Source organism: Pseudomonas orientalis, assembly GCF_022807995.1.
GTDB classification, from domain to species: Bacteria; Pseudomonadota; Gammaproteobacteria; order Pseudomonadales; family Pseudomonadaceae; genus Aquipseudomonas; species Aquipseudomonas orientalis_B.
On the sequence record NZ_CP094351.1, the window covers coordinates 1,632,527 to 1,651,505 of the forward strand.

The window sequence follows — 18,979 nt, forward strand, 5'->3', positions numbered from 1 at the left end:
TTTCGCGAGCAAGCTCGCTCCTACAAAAAGCCTTAACTGACTGGCATTAGGGCTTGCCCCCGATGGCAGTGTGTCAGCCAACATATGTTTAGCTGACCCACCGCTATCGGGGGCAAGCCCCCTCCCACATTTGGATCCGGTTCAGTCAGTTGCTCAGTACCATCCGCTCTTTACCGACCTCCTCGGCATAGCGGGCGACGACCTTCTGACACAACCCCACAATCTCCTCCACCAACTCCACCCCCACGCGCCACGACACCACCACCTGCAGGTTCGGCAGTTGCTGCGCCATCGGCAGCATCACCAGCTCGCCCCGTGCCAGTTCTTCGCTGACCAGCACCGGCGGCAGCGCGCCAATGCCGAAGCCATCGCGCAGTAGCCGGGTGATGGCTGATACCGAGTTGACGCAGTTCATGCGCGGGGCCGCCACGCCATTGGCCTGCATCAGGCTCAACACATCCTGATGGGGGCAGGAGTTTTTCGAGTAGGTGATGATGCGTTCCTGGGCCAGTTCGGCGAGGGAGGCGTAGTCGCGGTTGTAAATGGAGTGGCTGGCGACAATCCAGGCCATGGGGTGGCTGCCCAGCTCCAGGCTGCGCACGCTTTCAAGGCGCAGCAGGTCGGTCTGCAGGATCAGGTCCAGAAAGCCTTTTTGCAACTGATCGCTGAGGTTCAGCGCGGTATCGGCGACCAGTTCGATTTCCACCCGCGGAAACAGGTTCATCAATTCAGCGACCAACGGGCTGAGCCAGGTGTGGATCACAGTGTCCATCGCGCCGATCCGAATCCGTCCGACCTTGCTGCTGGTGGTTTCCAGGGACTGCTTCAAGCCCTGCAGGGTCACCATCATCTGCTCGGCATAATCGAGCACCTTCAAGCCTTCCGGGGTCAGGCTCACGCCTCGCGAATCGCGCAGGAACAGCTTCACCCCCAACTCGCTCTCCAGCACAGCAATGCGGCTGGAAATCGACGCCTGGGTGGTGAACAGCTTTTCGGCGGTCAGGCGGAAGCTCTTGAGCTTGGCCACCCAGACGAAGGTTTCGAGGAACTTCAAATTCATGGGATCAACTTTTTCTTATGCATGGATCGGTTTTTATTAGTTGGACGCCGCAGCGTGCCGGCGCCAAAAATCGAGCTGTTCCACGATAAGCGTCGTTGGGTTCGAGGACAACATCGTTGCGAGATGTTGGTAAAAGATCCCACACTACAAAAAACAAAGCCTACAGGAGCGACCCCGTGAGCCGCCTGCTATTGAATTGCGACATCGGCGAAAGCTTCGGCAACTGGACCCTGGGTCTGGACGCCGAAGTCATGCCGTTCATCGACTGCGCCAACGTGGCGTGCGGCTTCCATGCCGGCGACCCGAGCATCATGCGCAAGACCGTAAGCCTGGCGCTCAAGCACGGCGTGCAAGTGGGCGCACACCCGGCCTATCAGGACCTGCAAGGCTTCGGCCGTCGCTCCATGCAGTACACGCCCCAGGAGATCCAGGACCTGTTGCACTACCAGATCGGTGCGCTGGAGGGCATCTGCCGCGCACAAGGCGGTCGCGTCAGTTACGTGAAACCCCATGGCGCGATGTACAACGACATGATGGCCAACCCCGCACAGCTGCGTGCGGTGATCCAGGCCGTGGCCGCTTACGGCGACCTGCCGCTGATGTTGCTGGCCACGCGCGATAACAGCGCGGCCCAGGCCCTGGGCGATGAGTACGACGTGACCCTGTGGTTCGAAGCCTTTGCCGACCGTGCCTATGACAGCCAGGGCCATCTGGTTTCGCGTCAATTACCGGGCGCGGTGCATCATGACGCCGACACCATCGTCCAACAGGCCCTGACCCTTTCCCGTGGCGAGGCCTTGACTGCCAGCGACGGCAGCCCTCTGGTCCTGCAGGCCAATACGCTGTGCGTACACGGTGATAACGCCAGCTCCATGGCCGCCGTGCAGCGTATCCGTGAGGCGTTGAAGCCAGCATGAAGCCACGGATTGAAGTGGTGGCCATCGACTGCCTGATGGTGCGGCTGTTCGATACGATTGCCGAGGCCAACATGCCCTGGATGCTCGCCGCCAGCCAGCGTCTGCGCAGCGGGTTCGGCAGCGCGCTGATGGACTTGGTACCGTCCTACACCACTTTGATGGTGCATTACGATCTCATCACCCTGACCCCGGCCCAGGCGCGGACGTTGATCGACCAGGCCCTGACCGACCTGCAGCCCCAGGCCCAGGGCGGCGGCCGCTGTCATGTGCTGCCGGTGTGGTACGACACGAGCGTCGGGCCGGAGCTGAGCGTGCTGGCGCAGCGCAGCGGGCTGGCGGTCGCTGAGGTGATTCGTCGTCACAGCGCCCACCTGTATCAAGTGTTCGCTCTGGGTTTTGCTCCCGGGTTTGCCTTTATGGGGCTGGTGGACGAAATCCTCGCCACGCCGCGTCTCAACACTCCGCGCAAACGCGTGGCGGCCGGCAGCGTAGGTATCGCCGAGCGGCAAACCGCCGCTTACCCGGTGGTGTCCCCAGGCGGGTGGAATCTGATCGGGCGCACCCCGGCCAAACTGTTCGACCGCGAACGCGACGGCTACAGCCTGATGCAGCCCGGCGACACGGTGCGCTTCGAAGCGGTCGGCCACGCTGAGTTCGTCAATCTGGGTGGCGACGACACGCCACTGGAGGCGCACGCATGAGCCGCTTGATCATCGAGGCCAGCACATCGCTGTGCCTGTTGCAGGATGCTGGGCGTTTTGGCGTACGCCATCTGGGCGTAACCCAGGGCGGGGCACTGGACTGGGTGTCGATGTCCTGGGCCAACTGGTTGCTGGACAACGCCCCCGATGCGCCGGTGGTGGAAATCACTCTTGGCGGTTTTACTGTGCAGGCGGAGGACTATTGCCTGCTGGCCCTGGCCGGTGCTGATCTGGGCGCTTTCATTGATGAACGTGCGATCAGCCCAGGGCGCAGTTTCATCCTGCAAAAAGGCCAGCGTTTGCGCTTTACCCAGCCGTTCAAGGGCGCGCGGGCTTACCTGGCGGCGCCGGGCGGGTTCGATGCGCCGCAGGTGCTGGGCAGTTGTGCGACGGTGGTACGTGAGGAACTGGGCGGCGTGGACGGTTTGGGCAAGGCACTGGCCCAAGGCGGGCGCCTGGTTTATTCCGGTACCGGCGGGGCGATGAAAGTGCTGGCCGACCCGGATGTGCAAGCCGTTGCCTCACTGGATGTGATTGTCGGCGCACAGATCGGCCAGTTCAGCGGCCAGAGCCTGTTCGATGCGTTCAATACCGAATGGGCCCTCGACAGCCGCGCCGACCGCATGGGCATGCGCTTGCTGGGCACGCCGCTGCAGTACCAGGGGCCGTCGTTGATTTCCGAAGGCATTCCGTTGGGCGCAATCCAGGTGCCGCCGGATGGGCAGCCGATTGTGTTGCTCAATGATCGGCAGACTATTGGCGGTTATCCCCGGTTGGGCGCGTTGACGCCGTTATCGCTGGCGCGGTTGGCGCAGTGTTTGCCCGGGGAGAAAGTAAGGTTGGCGCCCATGGTGCAGGAGACGGCACATCGGCAGCATGTCAACTATTTGCAGCGGCTGAGCACTGGCTGATAAACACAGAGGTCCAAATGTGGGAGGGGGCTTGCCCCCGATAGCGGTGTGTCAGTCAACACATCTGTGACTGAACCACTGCTATCGGGGGCAAGCCCCCTCCCACATTGGATAGGTGTTGGATGAGGCATGTGGGCTATTTGGACAGAAAGCGCATGCCTTCCTCAAGCCCGCGCAACGTCAGCGGGTACATCTGATCCTCCACCAACTCGCGCACAATCCCGGTCGACGCCGTATAGCCCCAGGTGTCCTTGGGATACGGGTTTATCCAGATCAGTTTCTTGTACTTGGCCATGAACCGCTGCATCCACACATACCCCGGCTCTTCGTTCCAGTGTTCGACGCTGCCGCCGGCCTGGGTGATTTCATAGGGCGCCATGGATGCATCGCCGATAAAGATCACTTTGTAGTCCGCACCGTATTTGTGCAACAGATCCTGAGTGGAGGTGCGTTCCGAGGTGCGGCGCTGGTTGTTCTTCCACACCGACTCGTAGACGAAGTTATGGAAGTAGAAGTACTCCAGGTGCTTGAACTCGGTCTTGCACGCCGAGAACAGCTCCTCACAGATCTTCACGTGAGCGTCCATCGAGCCACCGATGTCGAACAGCAGTAACAGCTTGATGGTGTTGCGCCGTTCCGGGCGCATCTGGATATTCAACAGCCCGGCATCGCGGGCGGTGTGGTCGATGGTGCCGTCGATGTCCAGCTCTTCCGCCGCGCCCTGGCGGGCAAACTTGCGCAGGCGGCGCAGGGCGATCTTGATATTGCGCGTGCCCAGTTCAACCTGATCATCGAGGTTCTTGTACTCGCGCTGGTCCCAGACTTTCGCCGCCTTGCCCTGGCGCTTGCCGGCATCGCCGACGCGGATGCCTTCGGGGTTGTAGCCGCCCGAACCAAAAGGACTGGTGCCGCCGGTGCCGATCCACTTGTTGCCGCCGGCGTGGCGTTCCTTCTGTTCTTCCAGGCGTTTCTTGAATTCTTCGATCAGCTTGTCGAGGCCGCCGAGGGACTGGATCTGCGCGCGTTCCTCGTCGCTCAGCGAGCGTTCGAACTCCTTGCGCAGCCAGTCTTCGGGGATCAGCGCCTGCAAGTGGTCATCGAGTTTTTCCAGGCCGTTGAAGTAGGCACCGAAGGCCCGGTCGAACTTGTCGAAGTGCCGTTCATCCTTGACCAGGATCGCCCGCGCCAGGTAGTAGAACTCGTCCATGTCGGCGAAGGTCACGCGCTGTTTCAGGGCGTTGATCAGGTCCAGTAGCTCACGCACCGACACCGGCACCTTGGCGGCACGCATTTCATTGAACAGGTTGAGCAGCATCAGCGGTTACCGCGGCGGCTCATGAACGCCAGACGCTCCAGCAACTGCACGTCCTGCTCGTTCTTCACCAAGGCGCCGGCCAGCGGCGGGATAGCCTTGGTGGGGTCACGCTCGCGCAGCACGGCTTCGCCGATATTGTCGGCCATCAGCAGCTTGAGCCAATCGACCAGTTCGGACGTGGAAGGTTTTTTCTTCAGGCCCGGGACCTTGCGCACGTCGAAGAACACATCCAGCGCTTCGCTGACCAGGTCTTTCTTGATGTCGGGGTAATGCACATCGACGATTTTCTGCAAGGTCGTGCGGTCGGGGAAGGCGATGTAGTGGAAGAAGCAGCGGCGCAGGAAGGCGTCCGGCAGCTCTTTCTCGTTGTTGGAGGTAATGATGATGATCGGGCGTTTTTTCGCCTTGATGGTCTCGTCGATTTCGTAGACGTAGAACTCCATCTTGTCGAGTTCCTGCAACAGGTCGTTGGGGAACTCGATGTCGGCCTTGTCGATTTCATCGATCAGCAGGATCACCCGCTCTTCGGATTCGAACGCCTCCCAGAGCTTGCCCTTTTTCAGGTAGTTGCGCACGTCGTGGACCTTGTCCACACCCAGTTGGGAGTCGCGCAGGCGGCTGACCGCGTCGTACTCGTAGAGGCCCTGATGAGCCTTCGTGGTGGACTTGATATGCCAGGTGATCAATTTGGCGCCGAAGGACTCGGCCAGTTGTTCGGCGAGCATGGTCTTGCCGGTGCCCGGTTCGCCCTTGACCAGCAGCGGCCGCTCCAGGGTGATGGCGGCGTTGACGGCCAGTTTCAGGTCATCGGTAGCCACATAGGCCTGGGTGCCTTCGAACTTCATCGGTCATTCCTCGAATTCATCAATGCCCGACTATACCGCGCAGCCCCGGCGACTGTGAACGCAGACGGGGCATTCAGTCTCTGAATGGCCGGTCACTTCAATCTCTTGGCCAATGGGGGAACTGTGGGAGGGGGCTTGCCCCCGATAGCGGTGGATCAGGTATAGATATTTAACCTGACACACCGCCATCGGGAGCAAGCCCCCTCCCACAGTTTTAATCGGCGCTGGGCTTGGGTTGTTCGTAGCGGGCATTGAACGCCTGGATAAACCCATTGCGCAGAATCGCGATAACCGCTGAAAACGCACTGACGTTCTGCTGATGCACGCTGCCGCTCAGCTCCACGCGGGTCGCGAACTGATTCTTGCGCTGGTTCTTCAACACCGTCTCGCTGGCGCCGACCACGGCCTCCCAAATCGAGCGGAAGATGTTCTTGTCTTTGTTTTCCACGTCCTGCTGCCAGTCAAATACCTCGACATCGCGCAACAGCGGCTTGATATAGCCGCTCAACTGGCCTTTTTCCGCCTGGGCTTCGACCACCACATCGCCGGTGCCGGCCTTGAAGTCGAACTTGCCGTAGGCCGAGGCGAAGTCATTCATGCGTTTGAGTTGCAGGTCCCGGGCGCGGAAGCGGAACTCGAACTCTTCGAAATCACTCAGCGGGTCAAAGGTGGCACTGGCTTCCAGCGGTGCCTGGCCTTGCAGCAGCGCCTTGCCCTCGAAGCGCGCGTCACGCTTGCCCTGGACGTCCACCACGTTGGTCAGGTTGTAGACACTGGCGTTGACCCCGGTGGCGTTGATATTCACCTCAGGCTTGGAGCTGAAGTTATGGAAGGCGATCTTGCCATCCTCGATGCGCACTTCGTTGAGGGTGATCGGCAGCAGCTTGCTCAGTTGTTCCTGCCAGTCGGTGCCTTTACCGGTCTGGGACGCCTGCTTGTTGGCGCCGCCGTCGACGAAGTTGATTTCGGGGCGTACGAAATGCCCTTCGGCCACGACCGCATGGTCGTACCACAGTGAATGCCAGCTCACTGCGAACTCGATCAGCGGCGCCTTGACGAACGGCACCGGGACCTTACCGTCCACCTTGACGATTTGCAGGCCGTTGATCCGGTAGGCGCCGCGCCATAAGGCCAGGTCCACATCGGCAATTTCGCCACGGTAATCGCCCATGTCGGCGAGCTTTTCGTTCAGGTAGTTGCGCACCAGGTAAGGCAGCGCGATGTGTACGGCAACCAGGACCAGCACCAGCCCGGCGACGGTCCAGAGCGGCCAACTGTAGCGACGTTTCATGGGGCAGTTCTCCTTGCTCGTAGGAGATTGACTGTTGCAAGCGGCGCAACGTTCCTCCGACTGGACGCCCCGTGGCACGAGGCATACCCTTGGGGCCTTTCCGACATTGCCAAACAGGACCCGTCATGAGCCGCATCTTTGCAGACAACGCGCACTCCATCGGTAATACGCCCCTGGTGCAGATCAACCGCATCGCACCGCGCGGGGTCACTATCCTGGCCAAGATCGAGGGGCGCAACCCCGGCTACTCGGTGAAGTGCCGCATTGGCGCCAACATGATCTGGGACGCGGAAAGCAGCGGCAAACTCAAGCCGGGCATGACCATTGTCGAACCCACCTCCGGCAACACCGGGATCGGCCTGGCGTTCGTGGCGGCGGCTCGCGGCTACAAGCTGCTGCTGACCATGCCCGCGTCCATGAGCATCGAACGCCGTAAGGTGCTCAAGGCCCTCGGCGCCGAGCTGGTGCTGACTGAACCGGCCAAGGGCATGAAGGGCGCCATCGACAAAGCGGGCGAAATCGTCGCCGGCGACCCGAGCACCTACTTTATGCCGGCCCAGTTCGAAAACCCGGCCAACCCTGCCATCCATGAGAAAACCACCGGCCCGGAAATCTGGAACGACACCGATGGCGCCGTGGACGTGCTGGTGGCGGGCGTGGGCACCGGCGGCACGATCACCGGTGTGTCGCGCTATATCAAGCACACCGCAGGCAAACCGATCCTGTCGGTGGCGGTTGAACCGGCCGCATCGCCGGTGATCACCCAGGCCCTGGCCGGCGAAGAGATCAAGCCAAGCCCGCACAAGATCCAGGGCATCGGCGCCGGTTTCGTGCCGAAGAACCTCGACCTGTCGATGGTCGATCGCGTGGAGCTGGTCACCGACGACGAATCCAAGGCCATGGCCCGACGCTTGATGCAGGAAGAGGGCATTCTGTGCGGTATCTCCTGCGGCGCCGCCATGGCCGTGGCCGTGCGCCTGGCCGAAAAACCGGAAATGCAGGGCAAGACCATCGTGGTGATCCTGCCGGACTCGGGTGAGCGCTACCTGTCGAGCATGCTGTTCAGCGATTTGTTCACCGAGCAGGAAAACCAGGCTTGAATCGGCTGTAGGAGCGAGCTTGCTCGCGAAGAACGTCAACGATAACGCGGGTTTACTGATTCAACGTGGCGCTCTCAGGTTTTTCGCGAGCAAGCTCGCTCCTACAGGGGGAGGCGTGTTGATCCAGGTCAGCCGATCGGCATGGGCCTTCTGCATAATGCGCCAAGTGTTTATCATGGCTGGCTGCTACGTCTGGTTTCCCCGCGACGGGAAGCTGTTGACCAGGCGCTTATTTCCAGGAGTTGCTGCATGACCTTTTCTTTGGCCGCCAAACTGTCGGTGCTGCTGCTGTTTATCGGCAGTACGCTGTATGTGCACCTGCGCGGCAAGGCCCGTTTGCCGATGTTGCGTCAGTTCGTCAACCATTCGGCGCTGTTCGCCCCGTATAACGCCTTGATGTACCTGTTTTCCGCAGTGCCGTCCAAGCCCTATTTGGACCGGAGCAAGTTTCCGGAACTGGACGTGCTCAAGGACAACTGGGAGGTGATCCGCGAAGAGGCCATGCACCTGTTCGACGAGGGCTACATCCGCGCCGCCGAAAAGAACAACGATGCCGGTTTCGGTTCGTTCTTCAAGAAGGGCTGGAAGCGTTTCTACCTCAAGTGGTACGACAAACCGCTGCCATCGGCCGAGGCCCTGTGCCCGAAAACCGTGGCGCTGGTCAGCAGCATCCCCAACGTCAAGGGCGCGATGTTCGCGCTGTTGCCGGGCGGCAGCCACCTGAACCCGCATCGCGATCCGTTCGCCGGGTCCCTGCGCTATCACCTGGGGCTGTCCACGCCGAACTCCGACGACTGCCGTATCTTTGTCGACGGTCAGGTCTATGCCTGGCGCGACGGCGAGGACGTGATGTTCGACGAAACCTACGTGCACTGGGTGAAGAACGAGACTGAAAAGACCCGTGTGATCCTGTTCTGTGACATTGAACGGCCGCTGAGCAATCGCTTGATGACCCGCATCAACCGTTGGGTCAGCAAGCAATTGGGGCGTGCGACCGCACCGCAGAACCTGGACGACGAGCGCGTGGGCGGGATCAACCAGGCCTATGCCTGGAGCAAGACTTTCAGCGACAGGTTCAGCGGCCAGGTCAAGCAGTGGAAGCGCAAGCATCCCAAGGCCTACCGGATTGCGCGGCCGGTGTTGGCGGTGCTTGTGCTGGTGCTGCTGTGGAAGTGGTTGTTCGGCTGATCTGAAATCTGGAATGCCATCAATGTGGGAGGGGGCTTGCCCCCGATAGCGGTGGATCAGGCAAAGATGTTTAACCTGACACACCGCCATCGGGGGCAAGCCCCCTCCCACATTTGATCTCCAGCGATCTTTAGCTGGCGATCAACTGGCGCAGCACATAGTGCAAGATCCCACCCGCCTTGAAGTATTCCACTTCATTAAGCGTATCGATCCGGCACAGCACCTCAACCTTCTCGCTGCTGCCATCCTCCCGAGTAATCACCAACGTCAGGTTCATTCGTGGCTCGATTTCGGCATCCGTCAGCCCGAGGATATCGATCTTCTCCTTGCCGGTAAGCTTGAGCGCCTTGCGGTTCTGGTCCAGTTTGAACTGCAGCGGCAGCACGCCCATGCCCACCAGGTTGGAGCGGTGGATACGTTCGAAGCTCTCGGCGATCACCGCCTTGACCCCCAGCAGGTTAGTGCCCTTGGCCGCCCAGTCGCGGCTCGAACCGGTGCCGTACTCCTGGCCGGCGATCACCACCAGCGGCGTGCCCGATGCCTGGTACTTCATGGCGGCATCGTAGATCGCCATTTTCTCGCCGGTGGGGATATACAACGTGTTGCCGCCTTCTTCGCCGCCGAGCATTTCATTGCGGATACGGATATTGGCAAAGGTGCCGCGCATCATCACTTCATGGTTGCCCCGGCGTGAGCCGTAGGAGTTGAAGTCCCGTGGTTCCACGCCTTGTTCGCGCAGGTAACGGCCGGCGGGGCTGTCGGTCTTGATGTTGCCGGCGGGGGAGATGTGGTCGGTGGTCACCGAGTCGCCGAGCAGGGCCAGCACGTTGGCGCCCTTGACGTCCTTGATCACTGGCAGCGGGCCGGCAATGTCGTCGAAGAACGGCGGATGCTGGATATAGGTGGAATCCTGCTGCCAGACATAGGTCGCCGCCTGCGGCACTTCGATTGCTTGCCACTGTTCGTCGCCGGCAAACACTTCGGCGTATTCCTTGTGGAACATGCCTGTGCTGACTTGCGCCACGGCGTCGGCAATTTCTTTGCTGCTGGGCCATATGTCTTTCAGGTAAACCGGCTTGCCATCCTTGTCATTCCCCAGCGGCTCGCTGCTGATATCGATGCGTACCGTACCGGCCAGGGCGTAGGCGACAACGAGCGGCGGCGAGGCCAGCCAGTTGGTTTTCACCAGCGGGTGCACACGGCCTTCGAAGTTGCGGTTGCCGGACAGCACTGAAGCGACGGTAAGGTCGGCTTTCTGGATGGCTTTCTCAATCGGCTCCGGTAAAGGCCCGGAGTTGCCGATGCAGGTGGTGCAGCCGTAGCCCACCAGGTCGAAGCCGAGTGCGTCCAGATACTGAGTAAGGCCGGCCGCGTTGTAGTAGTCGGTAACCACTTTCGAACCTGGCGCCAGGGAGCTCTTGACCCATGGCTTGCGCGTAAGGCCTTTTTCCACGGCCTTCTTCGCCAACAGCCCGGCCGCCATCATCACGCTAGGGTTGGAGGTGTTGGTGCAGGAGGTAATGGCGGCGATCACCACGGCTCCGTTTTTCAGGCGATAGGTGTTGCCTTCGTATTCGTAATCGGCTTCGCCCACCAGGTCGGCATTGCCCACGGCGACACCGCCACCGCCTTCGCTTTCAAGGCGACCTTCTTCCTTGTTGGTGGGTTTGAATTGCAGGTCGAGGAAATCACTGAACGCTTGGCCTACGTTGGGCAGGGCGACGCGGTCCTGCGGGCGTTTCGGCCCGGCAAGGCTGGCTTCGACGCTGCCCATGTCCAGGGCCAGGGTGTCGGTGAAGATCGGCTCCTGGCCGGCGTTGCGCCACAGGCCCTGGGCCTTGGTATAGGCTTCGACCAGCTTGACGGTTTCCGCCGGGCGACCGGACAGGCGCAGGTAGTCCAGCGTCACCTCGTCGACCGGGAAAAAGCCGCAGGTGGCGCCATATTCCGGCGCCATATTGGCAATGGTGGCACGGTCGGCCAGGGGCAGGTCGGCCAGACCGTCGCCATAAAATTCGACGAATTTACCCACCACGCCTTTTTTGCGCAGCATTTGCGTCACGGTCAGCACCAGATCGGTGGCGGTGATGCCTTCCTTCAATTTGCCGGTGAGCTTGAAGCCGATCACTTCCGGGATCAGCATCGACACCGGCTGGCCGAGCATTGCCGCTTCCGCTTCGATCCCACCCACGCCCCAGCCAAGTACGCCGAGGCCGTTGATCATGGTGGTGTGGGAATCGGTGCCCACCAGGGTGTCGGGGAACGCGTAGGTACGGCCGTCTTCCTCCTTGGTCCACACGGTGCGGCCCAGGTACTCAAGGTTGACCTGATGGCAGATGCCGGTGCCCGGCGGCACCACGCTGAAGTTGTCAAAGGCGCTCTGGCCCCAGCGCAGGAAGGCGTAGCGTTCGCCGTTGCGCTGCATTTCGATGTCGACGTTTTGCTCGAAGGCATCGGCGTTGCCGAACTTGTCGACCATCACCGAGTGGTCGATCACCAGGTCCACCGGCGACAGCGGGTTGATGCGCTGCGGATCGCCGCCGGCCTTGGCCACGGCGGCGCGCATCGCGGCCAGGTCGACCACGGCGGGTACGCCGGTGAAGTCCTGCATCAGCACGCGGGCCGGGCGGTATTGGATCTCGCGGTCGGACTGGCGTTCCTTGAGCCAGGCGGCGATGGCCTTCAGATCGGTGCCGGTGACGGTTTTGTTGTCCTCCCAGCGCAGCAGGTTTTCCAGCAGCACTTTGAGCGACATCGGCAGCTTGTCCAGGTCACCCAGGCTCTTGGCGGCTTCGGGCAGGCTGAAGTAGTGGTAGGTATTGTTGTCTATTTGCAGTGTCTTAAGGGTTCTCAGGCTATCAAGCGATGACATGACATGGCTCCTTATGGTCCGCACGGCTACGGACCTGACGGGACGAACAGAACTATCAAGGTAGCGCTGTTTTCATTAGCAGGCTAATAACTGGACTCTATGGTTAAGTCCAAGGTTCCGATCTCGGCTATCATGCGCGCGTTTTCATGACAGGTATTGCGATAGAGCAATCCAGTTGCCAGGAGATTCAATTGAACACCCTTTTTATGCACTGCCGCCCGGGTTTTGAAGGCGAAGTCTGTTCCGAGATCGCGGAACATGCCGCGCGCCTGAACGTGTCCGGCTACGCGAAGGCCAAGACCGGCAGCGCTTGCGCCGAATTTGTCTGCACTGAAGAAGACGGCGCGCAGCGCCTGATGCACGGCCAGCGTTTCGCCGAGCTGATCTTCCCGAGGCAATGGGCGCGCGGGGTGTTTATCGACCTGCCGGAAACCGACCGCATCAGCGTGATCCTCGCCCACCTGCGCGAGTTCCCGGTGTGCGGCAGCCTGTGGCTGGAGATGGTCGATACCAACGATGGCAAGGAACTGTCGAACTTCTGCAAGAAATTCGAAGTGCACCTGCGCAAAGCCTTGCTTAACGCCGGCAAGCTGGTGGACGACCCGAGCAAGCCGCGTCTGCTGCTGACGTTCAAGAGCGGCCGCGAAGTGTTCATGGGTCTGGCCGAGTCGAACAACTCGGCAATGTGGCCAATGGGTATTCCGCGTTTGAAGTTCCCGCGTGACGCGCCCAGCCGCTCGACCTTGAAGCTGGAAGAGGCCTGGCACCACTTCATTCCCCGCGAACAGTGGGACGAGCGCCTGCATGGCGACATGACCGGTGTCGATCTCGGCGCAGCCCCCGGTGGCTGGACCTGGCAACTGGTCAATCGGGGCATGCTGGTGACCGCCATCGACAACGGCCCCATGGCCGAAAGCCTGATGGACACTGGCCTGGTGCAGCACTTGATGGCCGACGGCTTTACTTTCGTACCCAAGCAGCCGGTGGACTGGATGGTGTGCGACATCGTCGAGAAGCCCGCGCGCAACGCGGCGTTGCTGGAAACCTGGATCGGCGAGGGGCATTGCCGCGAGGCGGTGGTCAACCTCAAGCTGCCGATGAAGCAGCGTTATGCCGAGGTGAAGCGCTTGCTCGAGCGCATTGAAGACGGCTTCAAGGCGCGCGGCATTCGGGTGGAAATCGGCTGCAAGCAGCTGTACCACGACCGCGAGGAAGTGACGTGCCACCTGCGCCGACTTGTGGACGTAAAGAAACCCAAGAGACACTGATACCCAATGTGGCAGCTGGCTTGCCTGCGATAGCGGTATAACTGTCGAAATTTATGTTGAATGTGCCCCCATCATCGGGGGCAAGCCCCCTCCCACAGGAAGTCGGGTTCGTTTAGGAGTGAAGTATGAGTCTTGAATTGCCCGTGGACGCCACCCTCGACGCCACCGGCCTCAATTGCCCGGAGCCGGTGATGATGTTGCACCAGCACATCCGTGACCTGCCGGCGGGCGGCCTGCTCAAGGTGATCGCGACCGACCCGTCGACCCGCCGCGATATTCCCAAGTTCTGTGTGTTCCTTGACCATGAACTGGTCAGTCAACAAGAAGAGGCCGGCACGTACCTTTACTGGATCCGCAAAAAAGCCGCCGAACCCTTGTAGGAGCGAGCTTGCTCGCGAAAAACGCCAACGATCACGCAGCGCTTCTGGTTTAACCCGGCGCTCTCAGGCTTTTCGCGAGCAAGCTCGCTCCTACACGGCGCGCGTAAGTGCCTTGTCGGCATGGATGCGCCGGCGTGCACTGCGCGCCAGGCGCACCAGCAGCATGCCGGCCGCGCAGCTCAGGCCTACGATCAGGCCCTGCCACAAGCCGCTCGGGCCGCTGGGCTCGCCCAGCCAGTCGGTCAGCCCCAGGGCGTAACCCACCGGCAACCCCACGCCCCAGTAGGCGAGCAAGGTCAGCAGCATGGTCACCCGGGTGTCCTGGTAGCCGCGCAGCGCGCCGGCGGCGGTGACCTGGATCGAGTCGGAGAACTGGAACAGCGCCGAGAACACGATCAGCATCGACGCCAGGTGGATCACCACCGGGTCGGGGGTGTAGATCGCCGCAATCTGCTCGCGAAACACCAGCATCAGGCTGCAGGACAGGCAGGCATAGGCCAGCGCGGTGCCCATGCCGACGCCTGCGGCAAAGCGTGCTTCGCGCGGTTCACCACGGCCCAGGGCCTGGCCGACGCGCACGGTGACGGCCATGCTCAGGGAGTAGGGAATCATGAACACCAGTGAGCTGACATTCAGCGCAATCTGATGGCCGGACACCACCGTGGCTCCCAGGCTGCCCAGCAGCAGGGCAATCACCGCAAAAATGCTCGATTCGGCAAAGATCGCCACGCCAATCGGCAGGCCGATGCCCAGTACGCGTTTGATCACCGCCCATTGCGGCCAGTCGAAGCGCTTGAACAATTCGCTGCTCTGATACGCCGGGCCCCAGCGCGTCCAGACGGCCAGGCCGAGCATCATCACCCACATCGCAATCGCCGTGGCCCAGCCGCAACCCACGCCGCCCATGGCCGGCAGGCCCAGATGGCCATAGATGAAGATGTAGTTCAGTGGAATATTCAGCGCCAGGCCAATCAGGCCCATGACCATGCTTGGCCGCGTACGGCCCAGGCCGTCACTGAAGCAGCGAAACACGTAATACAGCGCAATGGCCGGCATCCCGGCCGCGATGCCATACAGATAGCCCATGGACGGTTCGATCAGGTCGGGGTCGACCTTCATTGCGTGCAGTATCGGTTCGGCGCACAGCAACAACAGCGCGCCGCAGAGGCCGACTACCACGGCCAGCCACAATGACTGACGCACCAAAGGCCCGATTTCGTTGTACTGGCCCGCGCCGTAGCGCTGCGCGACTTTCGGCGTGGTGGCCAGCAGGGTGCCAGTCATCAGCAGGTACACGGGGATCCAGATCGAGTTACCCAGGCCGACCGCCGCCAGGTCCTTGGGGCTGACGCGCCCGGCCATCACCGCATCGACAAAGCTCATCGCGGTGGTTGCCAGTTGGCCGATGATGATCGGCACGGCCAGCGTCAGCAGGCCGCGCACTTCCCGGCGGATGCGGGCGGGGCGGGTGAGGGGGGCGGTGGCAGTGTTCACGTACGGGTGTCCAATCAAAAAGGCAGTCGCAAGGACGGCGGATTCTACGCCTTGACGCAACGGTCAGGAAAAAACCTGTGTTGCTGATTTGTAATGCGACTACCCAGGCCCCCCAGAACCCATATGGGAGGGGGCTTGCCCCCTCCCACAAGGATCCCGGGTGTTACTTCAATCCCATGGCTGTACACTGCTGATCCGCCAAAGGAGCCTGCCATGCTGATTGTTGCCGACGAAAATATTCCGCTGCTCGATGCATTCTTCCAGGGATTTGGCGAGATACGCCGCGTACCCGGCCGTTCGATTGACCGCGCCACGGTAGAGCAGGCCGACGTGCTGCTGGTGCGCTCGGTGACCAACGTCAACCGGGCCTTGCTCGAGGGCACGAAGGTGGGTTTTGTCGGCACCTGCACCATCGGCACCGATCATCTGGACCTCGACTATTTCCGGCAGGCCGGTATCCAGTGGTCCAGCGCGCCCGGCTGCAATGCCCGGGGCGTGGTGGATTATGTGCTGGGCAGCCTGCAGACCCTGGCCGAAATCGAAGGGGCCGACCTCACCCGGCGCACCTATGGCATCGTGGGTGCCGGTGAGGTCGGCGGGCGGCTGGTCCAGGTGCTCAAGGGCCTGGGTTGGAACGTACTGGTTTGTGACCCGCCACGGCAGATCGCCGAAGACGGCGATTACGTGAGCCTGCAACAGATCATCGAGCAGTGCGACGTGATCAGCCTGCACACGCCGCTGATCAAGTCCGGGAATGGCGCCACCTGGCATCTGTTCGATCGTCAGCGGCTATCGCAACTCAAGCCCGGCGCCTGGCTGATCAACACCAGCCGAGGCGCGGTGGTGGACAACGCCGCCCTGCGCGAAGTCTTGCTGGAACGTGAAGACCTGCAAGCCGTCCTGGACGTGTGGGAAGGTGAGCCGCAGGTGGATGCCGACCTGGCTGACCTGTGCGTACTGGCCACCCCGCATATCGCCGGCTACAGCCTGGACGGCAAGCAGCGCGGCACTGCGCAGATCTATCAGGCGTTCTGTGCCCACCTCGGCCAGGAGCCGGGCATTCATTTGAGCGACCTGCTGCCGCAACCCTGGCTGGCCGAGGTGCAGTTGAACGCGTCAGCCGACCCGGCCTGGGCGTTGGCGACCTTGTGCCGCAGCGTGTACGACCCGCGCCGCGATGATGCGGATTTGCGTCGCAGCCTTGCAGGAACAGTGGAAGAACAGCGCACCGCCTTTGACCTGCTGCGCAAGCATTACCCTGAGCGCCGCGAGATCGATGGCTTGAAGGTGCGCATCAACGGCGAGTCGGTCGTGTTATCGAACATGGTGTCTGCGCTGGGCGCTCTGTCCGTTTAGACCCCCATAAAAAACCCGGCCACCTGGGCCGGGTTCGCAAGAGCGTCGGCGCTTCAGCCTCGCTGTGCAGGCTTGACCAAGCGCTGTTCCAGTTCGCTGCACGCTTGCTGGATCATGTCTTCGGTAATCTGCACTTCGCGGCCCTTGGCATCGATATACGAGCAAAAAGGCAGCTCCTGCGGTTGGCGGATCACTTCAATCTTGGCATTACTGCTGTTCTGCAAGGTCATGGCCTGTCTCCTCATCAGGTTGTGTACCTACTCTAATTCCCCCGCGTGACCGCGCTGTTACAACTCCATACACGTTCGCCGGTTCGAACACCCAGTCCACCAGAAACCGGCACATATTTCCAGATCAGTCTTAGACCGATAGCCTCTAGCGGCATCCATCGGCGGGCATAATTAACCTGACTCATTGTTATTTGCGCAAGTTCCCCCAATGTTGAGGGTTAGACTCCGTCAGTGGTGAAGCCCGTATGTTCTCAACCCGTCAACGCCGCGCGATTCGCCTGGCCAGCCGCTTTATCGCGCCCTATCGCTGGCAGGCGCTGGGCGCCTTGCTGGCGCTGATCGTCACCGCCGGCATCACCTTATCCATGGGACAAGGCATACGCCTGCTGGTCGACCAGGGTTTCATGACCCAGTCACCGCACCTGCTCAACCAGTCCATCGGCCTGTTCATGCTGCTGGTGCTGGGCCTGGCGGTGGGCACGTTCACGCGCTTCTACCTGGTTTCGTGGATTGGCGAGCGGGTAGTGGCGGACATTCGCCGGCAAGTCTTCAATCACCTGATTTACCTGCATCCCGGTTTCTACGAGAACAACCGCAGCTCGGAAATCCAGTCGCGGCTGACCACCGACACCACCTTGCTGCAATCGGTGATCGGTTCATCGCTGTCGCTGTTTCTGCGCAATGCCTTGATGGTCATTGGCGGCATCGTGCTGCTGTTCATCACCAACCCCAAGCTCACCAGTATTGTCGTGGTGGCATTGCCGCTGGTGCTGGCGCCGATCCTCATTTTCGGCCGACGTGTGCGCAGCCTGTCGCGGCTGAGCCAGGACCGCATCGCCGATGTCGGCAGTTATGTGTCCGAGACCCTTGGCCAGATCAAGACCGTGCAGGCCTATAACCATCAGGTGCAGGACGAACAGCGTTTCGCCCTGACCGTGGAAGAGGCGTTCATCACCGCGCGCAAACGCATCCTGCAGCGGTCCTGGCTTATTACCCTGGTGATCATGTTGGTGCTCGGCGCCGTGGGCGTGATGTTGTGGGTCGGCGGCATGGACGTGATCAGCGGGCGCATCTCTGGCGGTGAGCTGGCGGCATTCGTGTTCTACAGCCTGATCGTCGGAAGCGCTGTCGGCACGTTGAGTGAAGTGCTTGGCGAATTGCAGCGGGCCGCCGGTGCGGCAGAGCGGATCGGCGAACTGTTGCAGTCGAACAACGACATCCAGGCACCGACCAGCGGCGGCGTGCGCTTGCCGGCGCGTGTCAGCGGGCGCATGGAACTGCAGGACCTGCGCTTTTCCTACCCGTCGCGTCCAGACAGCTACGCCATCGACGGCCTGAGCCTGACCATCAACCCCGGCGAAACCCTCGCGTTGGTGGGGCCTTCCGGGGCGGGCAAATCAACGATCTTCGACCTGCTGCTGCGCTTCTACGACCCCCAGCAAGGCCGCATCCTGCTTGAGAGCCAGCCGCTGACCGAACTCGACCCGCTGGACCTGCGCCACCACTTCGCCCTGGTCTCCCAGAGCCCGGCGCTGTTTTTCGGCAGCGTCGAAGACAACATCCGCTACGGTAACCCCACCGCCACCCGCGAACAGGTCGAAGCCGCTGCGCGTATCGCCCATGCCCATGATTTCATCCTGCAAATGCCCGACGGCTACCAGACCCACCTGGGCGAAGGCGGCATGGGCCTCTCCGGCGGCCAGCGTCAACGCCTGGCTATCGCCCGCGCGTTGCTCGTGGATGCGCCCATCCTGCTGCTCGACGAGGCCACCAGCGCCCTCGATGCCCAGAGCGAACACCTGATCCAGCAAGCCCTGCCGCAATTGATGCAGGGCCGTACGACCCTGGTGATCGCGCATCGCCTGGCCACGGTGAAAAACGCCGATCGGATAGCGGTAATGGACCAGGGCAAGCTGGTGGCGGTGGGCACGCATCAGCAGTTGATTGCGAGCAATCCGCTGTATGCGCGGTTGGCGGCGTTGCAGTTCAGCGATGGCAAGCAGTTGGAATGAAGCTGCGGTGTGCCTGCGCCTTAGGGCATCATAGGGCCT

16 protein-coding genes are annotated in these 18,979 nt (G+C 61.5%); 9 read left to right on the forward strand and 7 right to left on the reverse strand.

Annotated features, from left to right (window positions below):
• Positions 1 to 145: 145 nt before the first annotated feature.
• Entirely contained in the window at positions 146 to 1,060 is a 915-nt protein-coding gene (locus MRY17_RS07220) for a LysR family transcriptional regulator (RefSeq protein WP_181283996.1), read from the reverse strand.
• Between the two features lie 176 nt (positions 1,061 to 1,236).
• Between MRY17_RS07220 and MRY17_RS07225 the strand changes: the two genes are divergently transcribed.
• Genes MRY17_RS07225 through MRY17_RS07235 form a run of 3 tightly spaced genes read left to right on the forward strand, consistent with a single transcriptional unit; the run spans position 1,237 to position 3,589 of the window.
• Positions 1,237 to 1,977 (forward strand): 5-oxoprolinase subunit PxpA, encoded by a 741-nt coding sequence (locus tag MRY17_RS07225; protein WP_243353498.1) that lies wholly within the window; start codon positions 1,237 to 1,239, stop codon positions 1,975 to 1,977.
• Positions 1,974 to 2,678 carry a 5-oxoprolinase subunit PxpB gene (gene pxpB / locus MRY17_RS07230; protein ID WP_243353499.1) on the forward strand — a complete coding sequence of 235 codons (705 nt, stop codon included), beginning with the start codon at positions 1,974 to 1,976 and terminating at the stop codon, positions 2,676 to 2,678. The genes MRY17_RS07225 and pxpB overlap by 4 nt, the downstream gene beginning before the upstream one ends.
• Entirely contained in the window at positions 2,675 to 3,589 is a 915-nt protein-coding gene (locus MRY17_RS07235) for a biotin-dependent carboxyltransferase family protein (protein WP_243353500.1), read from the forward strand. Before pxpB ends, MRY17_RS07235 begins: the two co-directional genes overlap by 4 nt.
• A gap of 136 nt (positions 3,590 to 3,725) precedes the next feature.
• Here MRY17_RS07235 and MRY17_RS07240 read toward each other — a convergent pair whose 3' ends face one another.
• The 3 genes from MRY17_RS07240 to MRY17_RS07250 all read right to left on the reverse strand — a co-directional run bounded on the left by MRY17_RS07240 (position 3,726) and on the right by MRY17_RS07250 (position 7,040).
• On the reverse strand, positions 3,726 to 4,904 hold the full coding sequence (locus MRY17_RS07240) for a vWA domain-containing protein (protein WP_243353501.1): 1,179 nt from the start codon (positions 4,902 to 4,904) through the stop codon (positions 3,726 to 3,728).
• A complete protein-coding gene (locus MRY17_RS07245; protein WP_003210690.1) occupies positions 4,904 to 5,749 on the reverse strand; it encodes an AAA family ATPase in 846 nt (281 codons plus the stop codon). Before MRY17_RS07245 ends, MRY17_RS07240 begins: the two co-directional genes overlap by 1 nt.
• Before the next feature lie 214 nt (positions 5,750 to 5,963).
• On the reverse strand, positions 5,964 to 7,040 hold the full coding sequence (locus MRY17_RS07250; protein ID WP_181284001.1) for a DUF748 domain-containing protein: 1,077 nt from the start codon (positions 7,038 to 7,040) through the stop codon (positions 5,964 to 5,966).
• Between the two features lie 125 nt (positions 7,041 to 7,165).
• On the opposite strand from MRY17_RS07250, the gene cysK reads away from it, so the two are divergent.
• Positions 7,166 to 8,140 carry a cysteine synthase A gene (gene cysK, locus MRY17_RS07255; RefSeq protein WP_191955251.1) on the forward strand — a complete coding sequence of 325 codons (975 nt, stop codon included), beginning with the start codon at positions 7,166 to 7,168 and terminating at the stop codon, positions 8,138 to 8,140.
• A gap of 249 nt (positions 8,141 to 8,389) precedes the next feature.
• Entirely contained in the window at positions 8,390 to 9,328 is a 939-nt protein-coding gene (locus tag MRY17_RS07260) for an aspartyl/asparaginyl beta-hydroxylase domain-containing protein (protein WP_101219136.1), read from the forward strand.
• Between the two features lie 130 nt (positions 9,329 to 9,458).
• Here the strand turns inward: MRY17_RS07260 and acnA are convergent, their stop codons facing one another.
• Complete coding sequence (acnA, locus tag MRY17_RS07265; protein WP_243353502.1) at positions 9,459 to 12,200, reverse strand: aconitate hydratase AcnA; 2,742 nt, start codon at positions 12,198 to 12,200, stop codon at positions 9,459 to 9,461.
• A 191-nt stretch (positions 12,201 to 12,391) separates the two neighbouring features.
• Between acnA and rlmM the strand changes: the two genes are divergently transcribed.
• Both rlmM and tusA read left to right on the forward strand, forming a co-directional pair.
• Positions 12,392 to 13,468, forward strand: coding sequence for a 23S rRNA (cytidine(2498)-2'-O)-methyltransferase RlmM (rlmM, locus tag MRY17_RS07270; RefSeq protein ID WP_181284004.1), 1,077 nt, complete (start codon positions 12,392 to 12,394; stop codon positions 13,466 to 13,468).
• A gap of 125 nt (positions 13,469 to 13,593) precedes the next feature.
• Positions 13,594 to 13,848, forward strand: coding sequence for a sulfurtransferase TusA (gene tusA / locus MRY17_RS07275; protein ID WP_181284005.1), 255 nt, complete (start codon positions 13,594 to 13,596; stop codon positions 13,846 to 13,848).
• A 90-nt stretch (positions 13,849 to 13,938) separates the two neighbouring features.
• On the opposite strand, the gene MRY17_RS07280 is transcribed toward tusA, so the two are convergent.
• On the reverse strand, positions 13,939 to 15,342 hold the full coding sequence (locus MRY17_RS07280) for an MATE family efflux transporter (protein ID WP_243353503.1): 1,404 nt from the start codon (positions 15,340 to 15,342) through the stop codon (positions 13,939 to 13,941).
• A 213-nt stretch (positions 15,343 to 15,555) separates the two neighbouring features.
• Here MRY17_RS07280 and pdxB point away from each other — a divergent pair, with 213 nt between their 5' ends.
• Positions 15,556 to 16,698 carry a 4-phosphoerythronate dehydrogenase PdxB gene (gene pdxB, locus MRY17_RS07285; protein ID WP_243353504.1) on the forward strand — a complete coding sequence of 381 codons (1,143 nt, stop codon included), beginning with the start codon at positions 15,556 to 15,558 and terminating at the stop codon, positions 16,696 to 16,698.
• A 53-nt stretch (positions 16,699 to 16,751) separates the two neighbouring features.
• Here the strand turns inward: pdxB and MRY17_RS07290 are convergent, their stop codons facing one another.
• Positions 16,752 to 16,928, reverse strand: coding sequence for a PA1571 family protein (locus MRY17_RS07290; protein WP_181282425.1), 177 nt, complete (start codon positions 16,926 to 16,928; stop codon positions 16,752 to 16,754).
• Between the two features lie 245 nt (positions 16,929 to 17,173).
• On the opposite strand from MRY17_RS07290, the gene MRY17_RS07295 reads away from it, so the two are divergent.
• Positions 17,174 to 18,940: an ABC transporter transmembrane domain-containing protein gene (locus MRY17_RS07295; protein WP_181282426.1), complete on the forward strand. Its 1,767-nt coding sequence runs from the start codon at positions 17,174 to 17,176 to the stop codon at positions 18,938 to 18,940.
• Positions 18,941 to 18,979 lie beyond the last annotated feature (39 nt).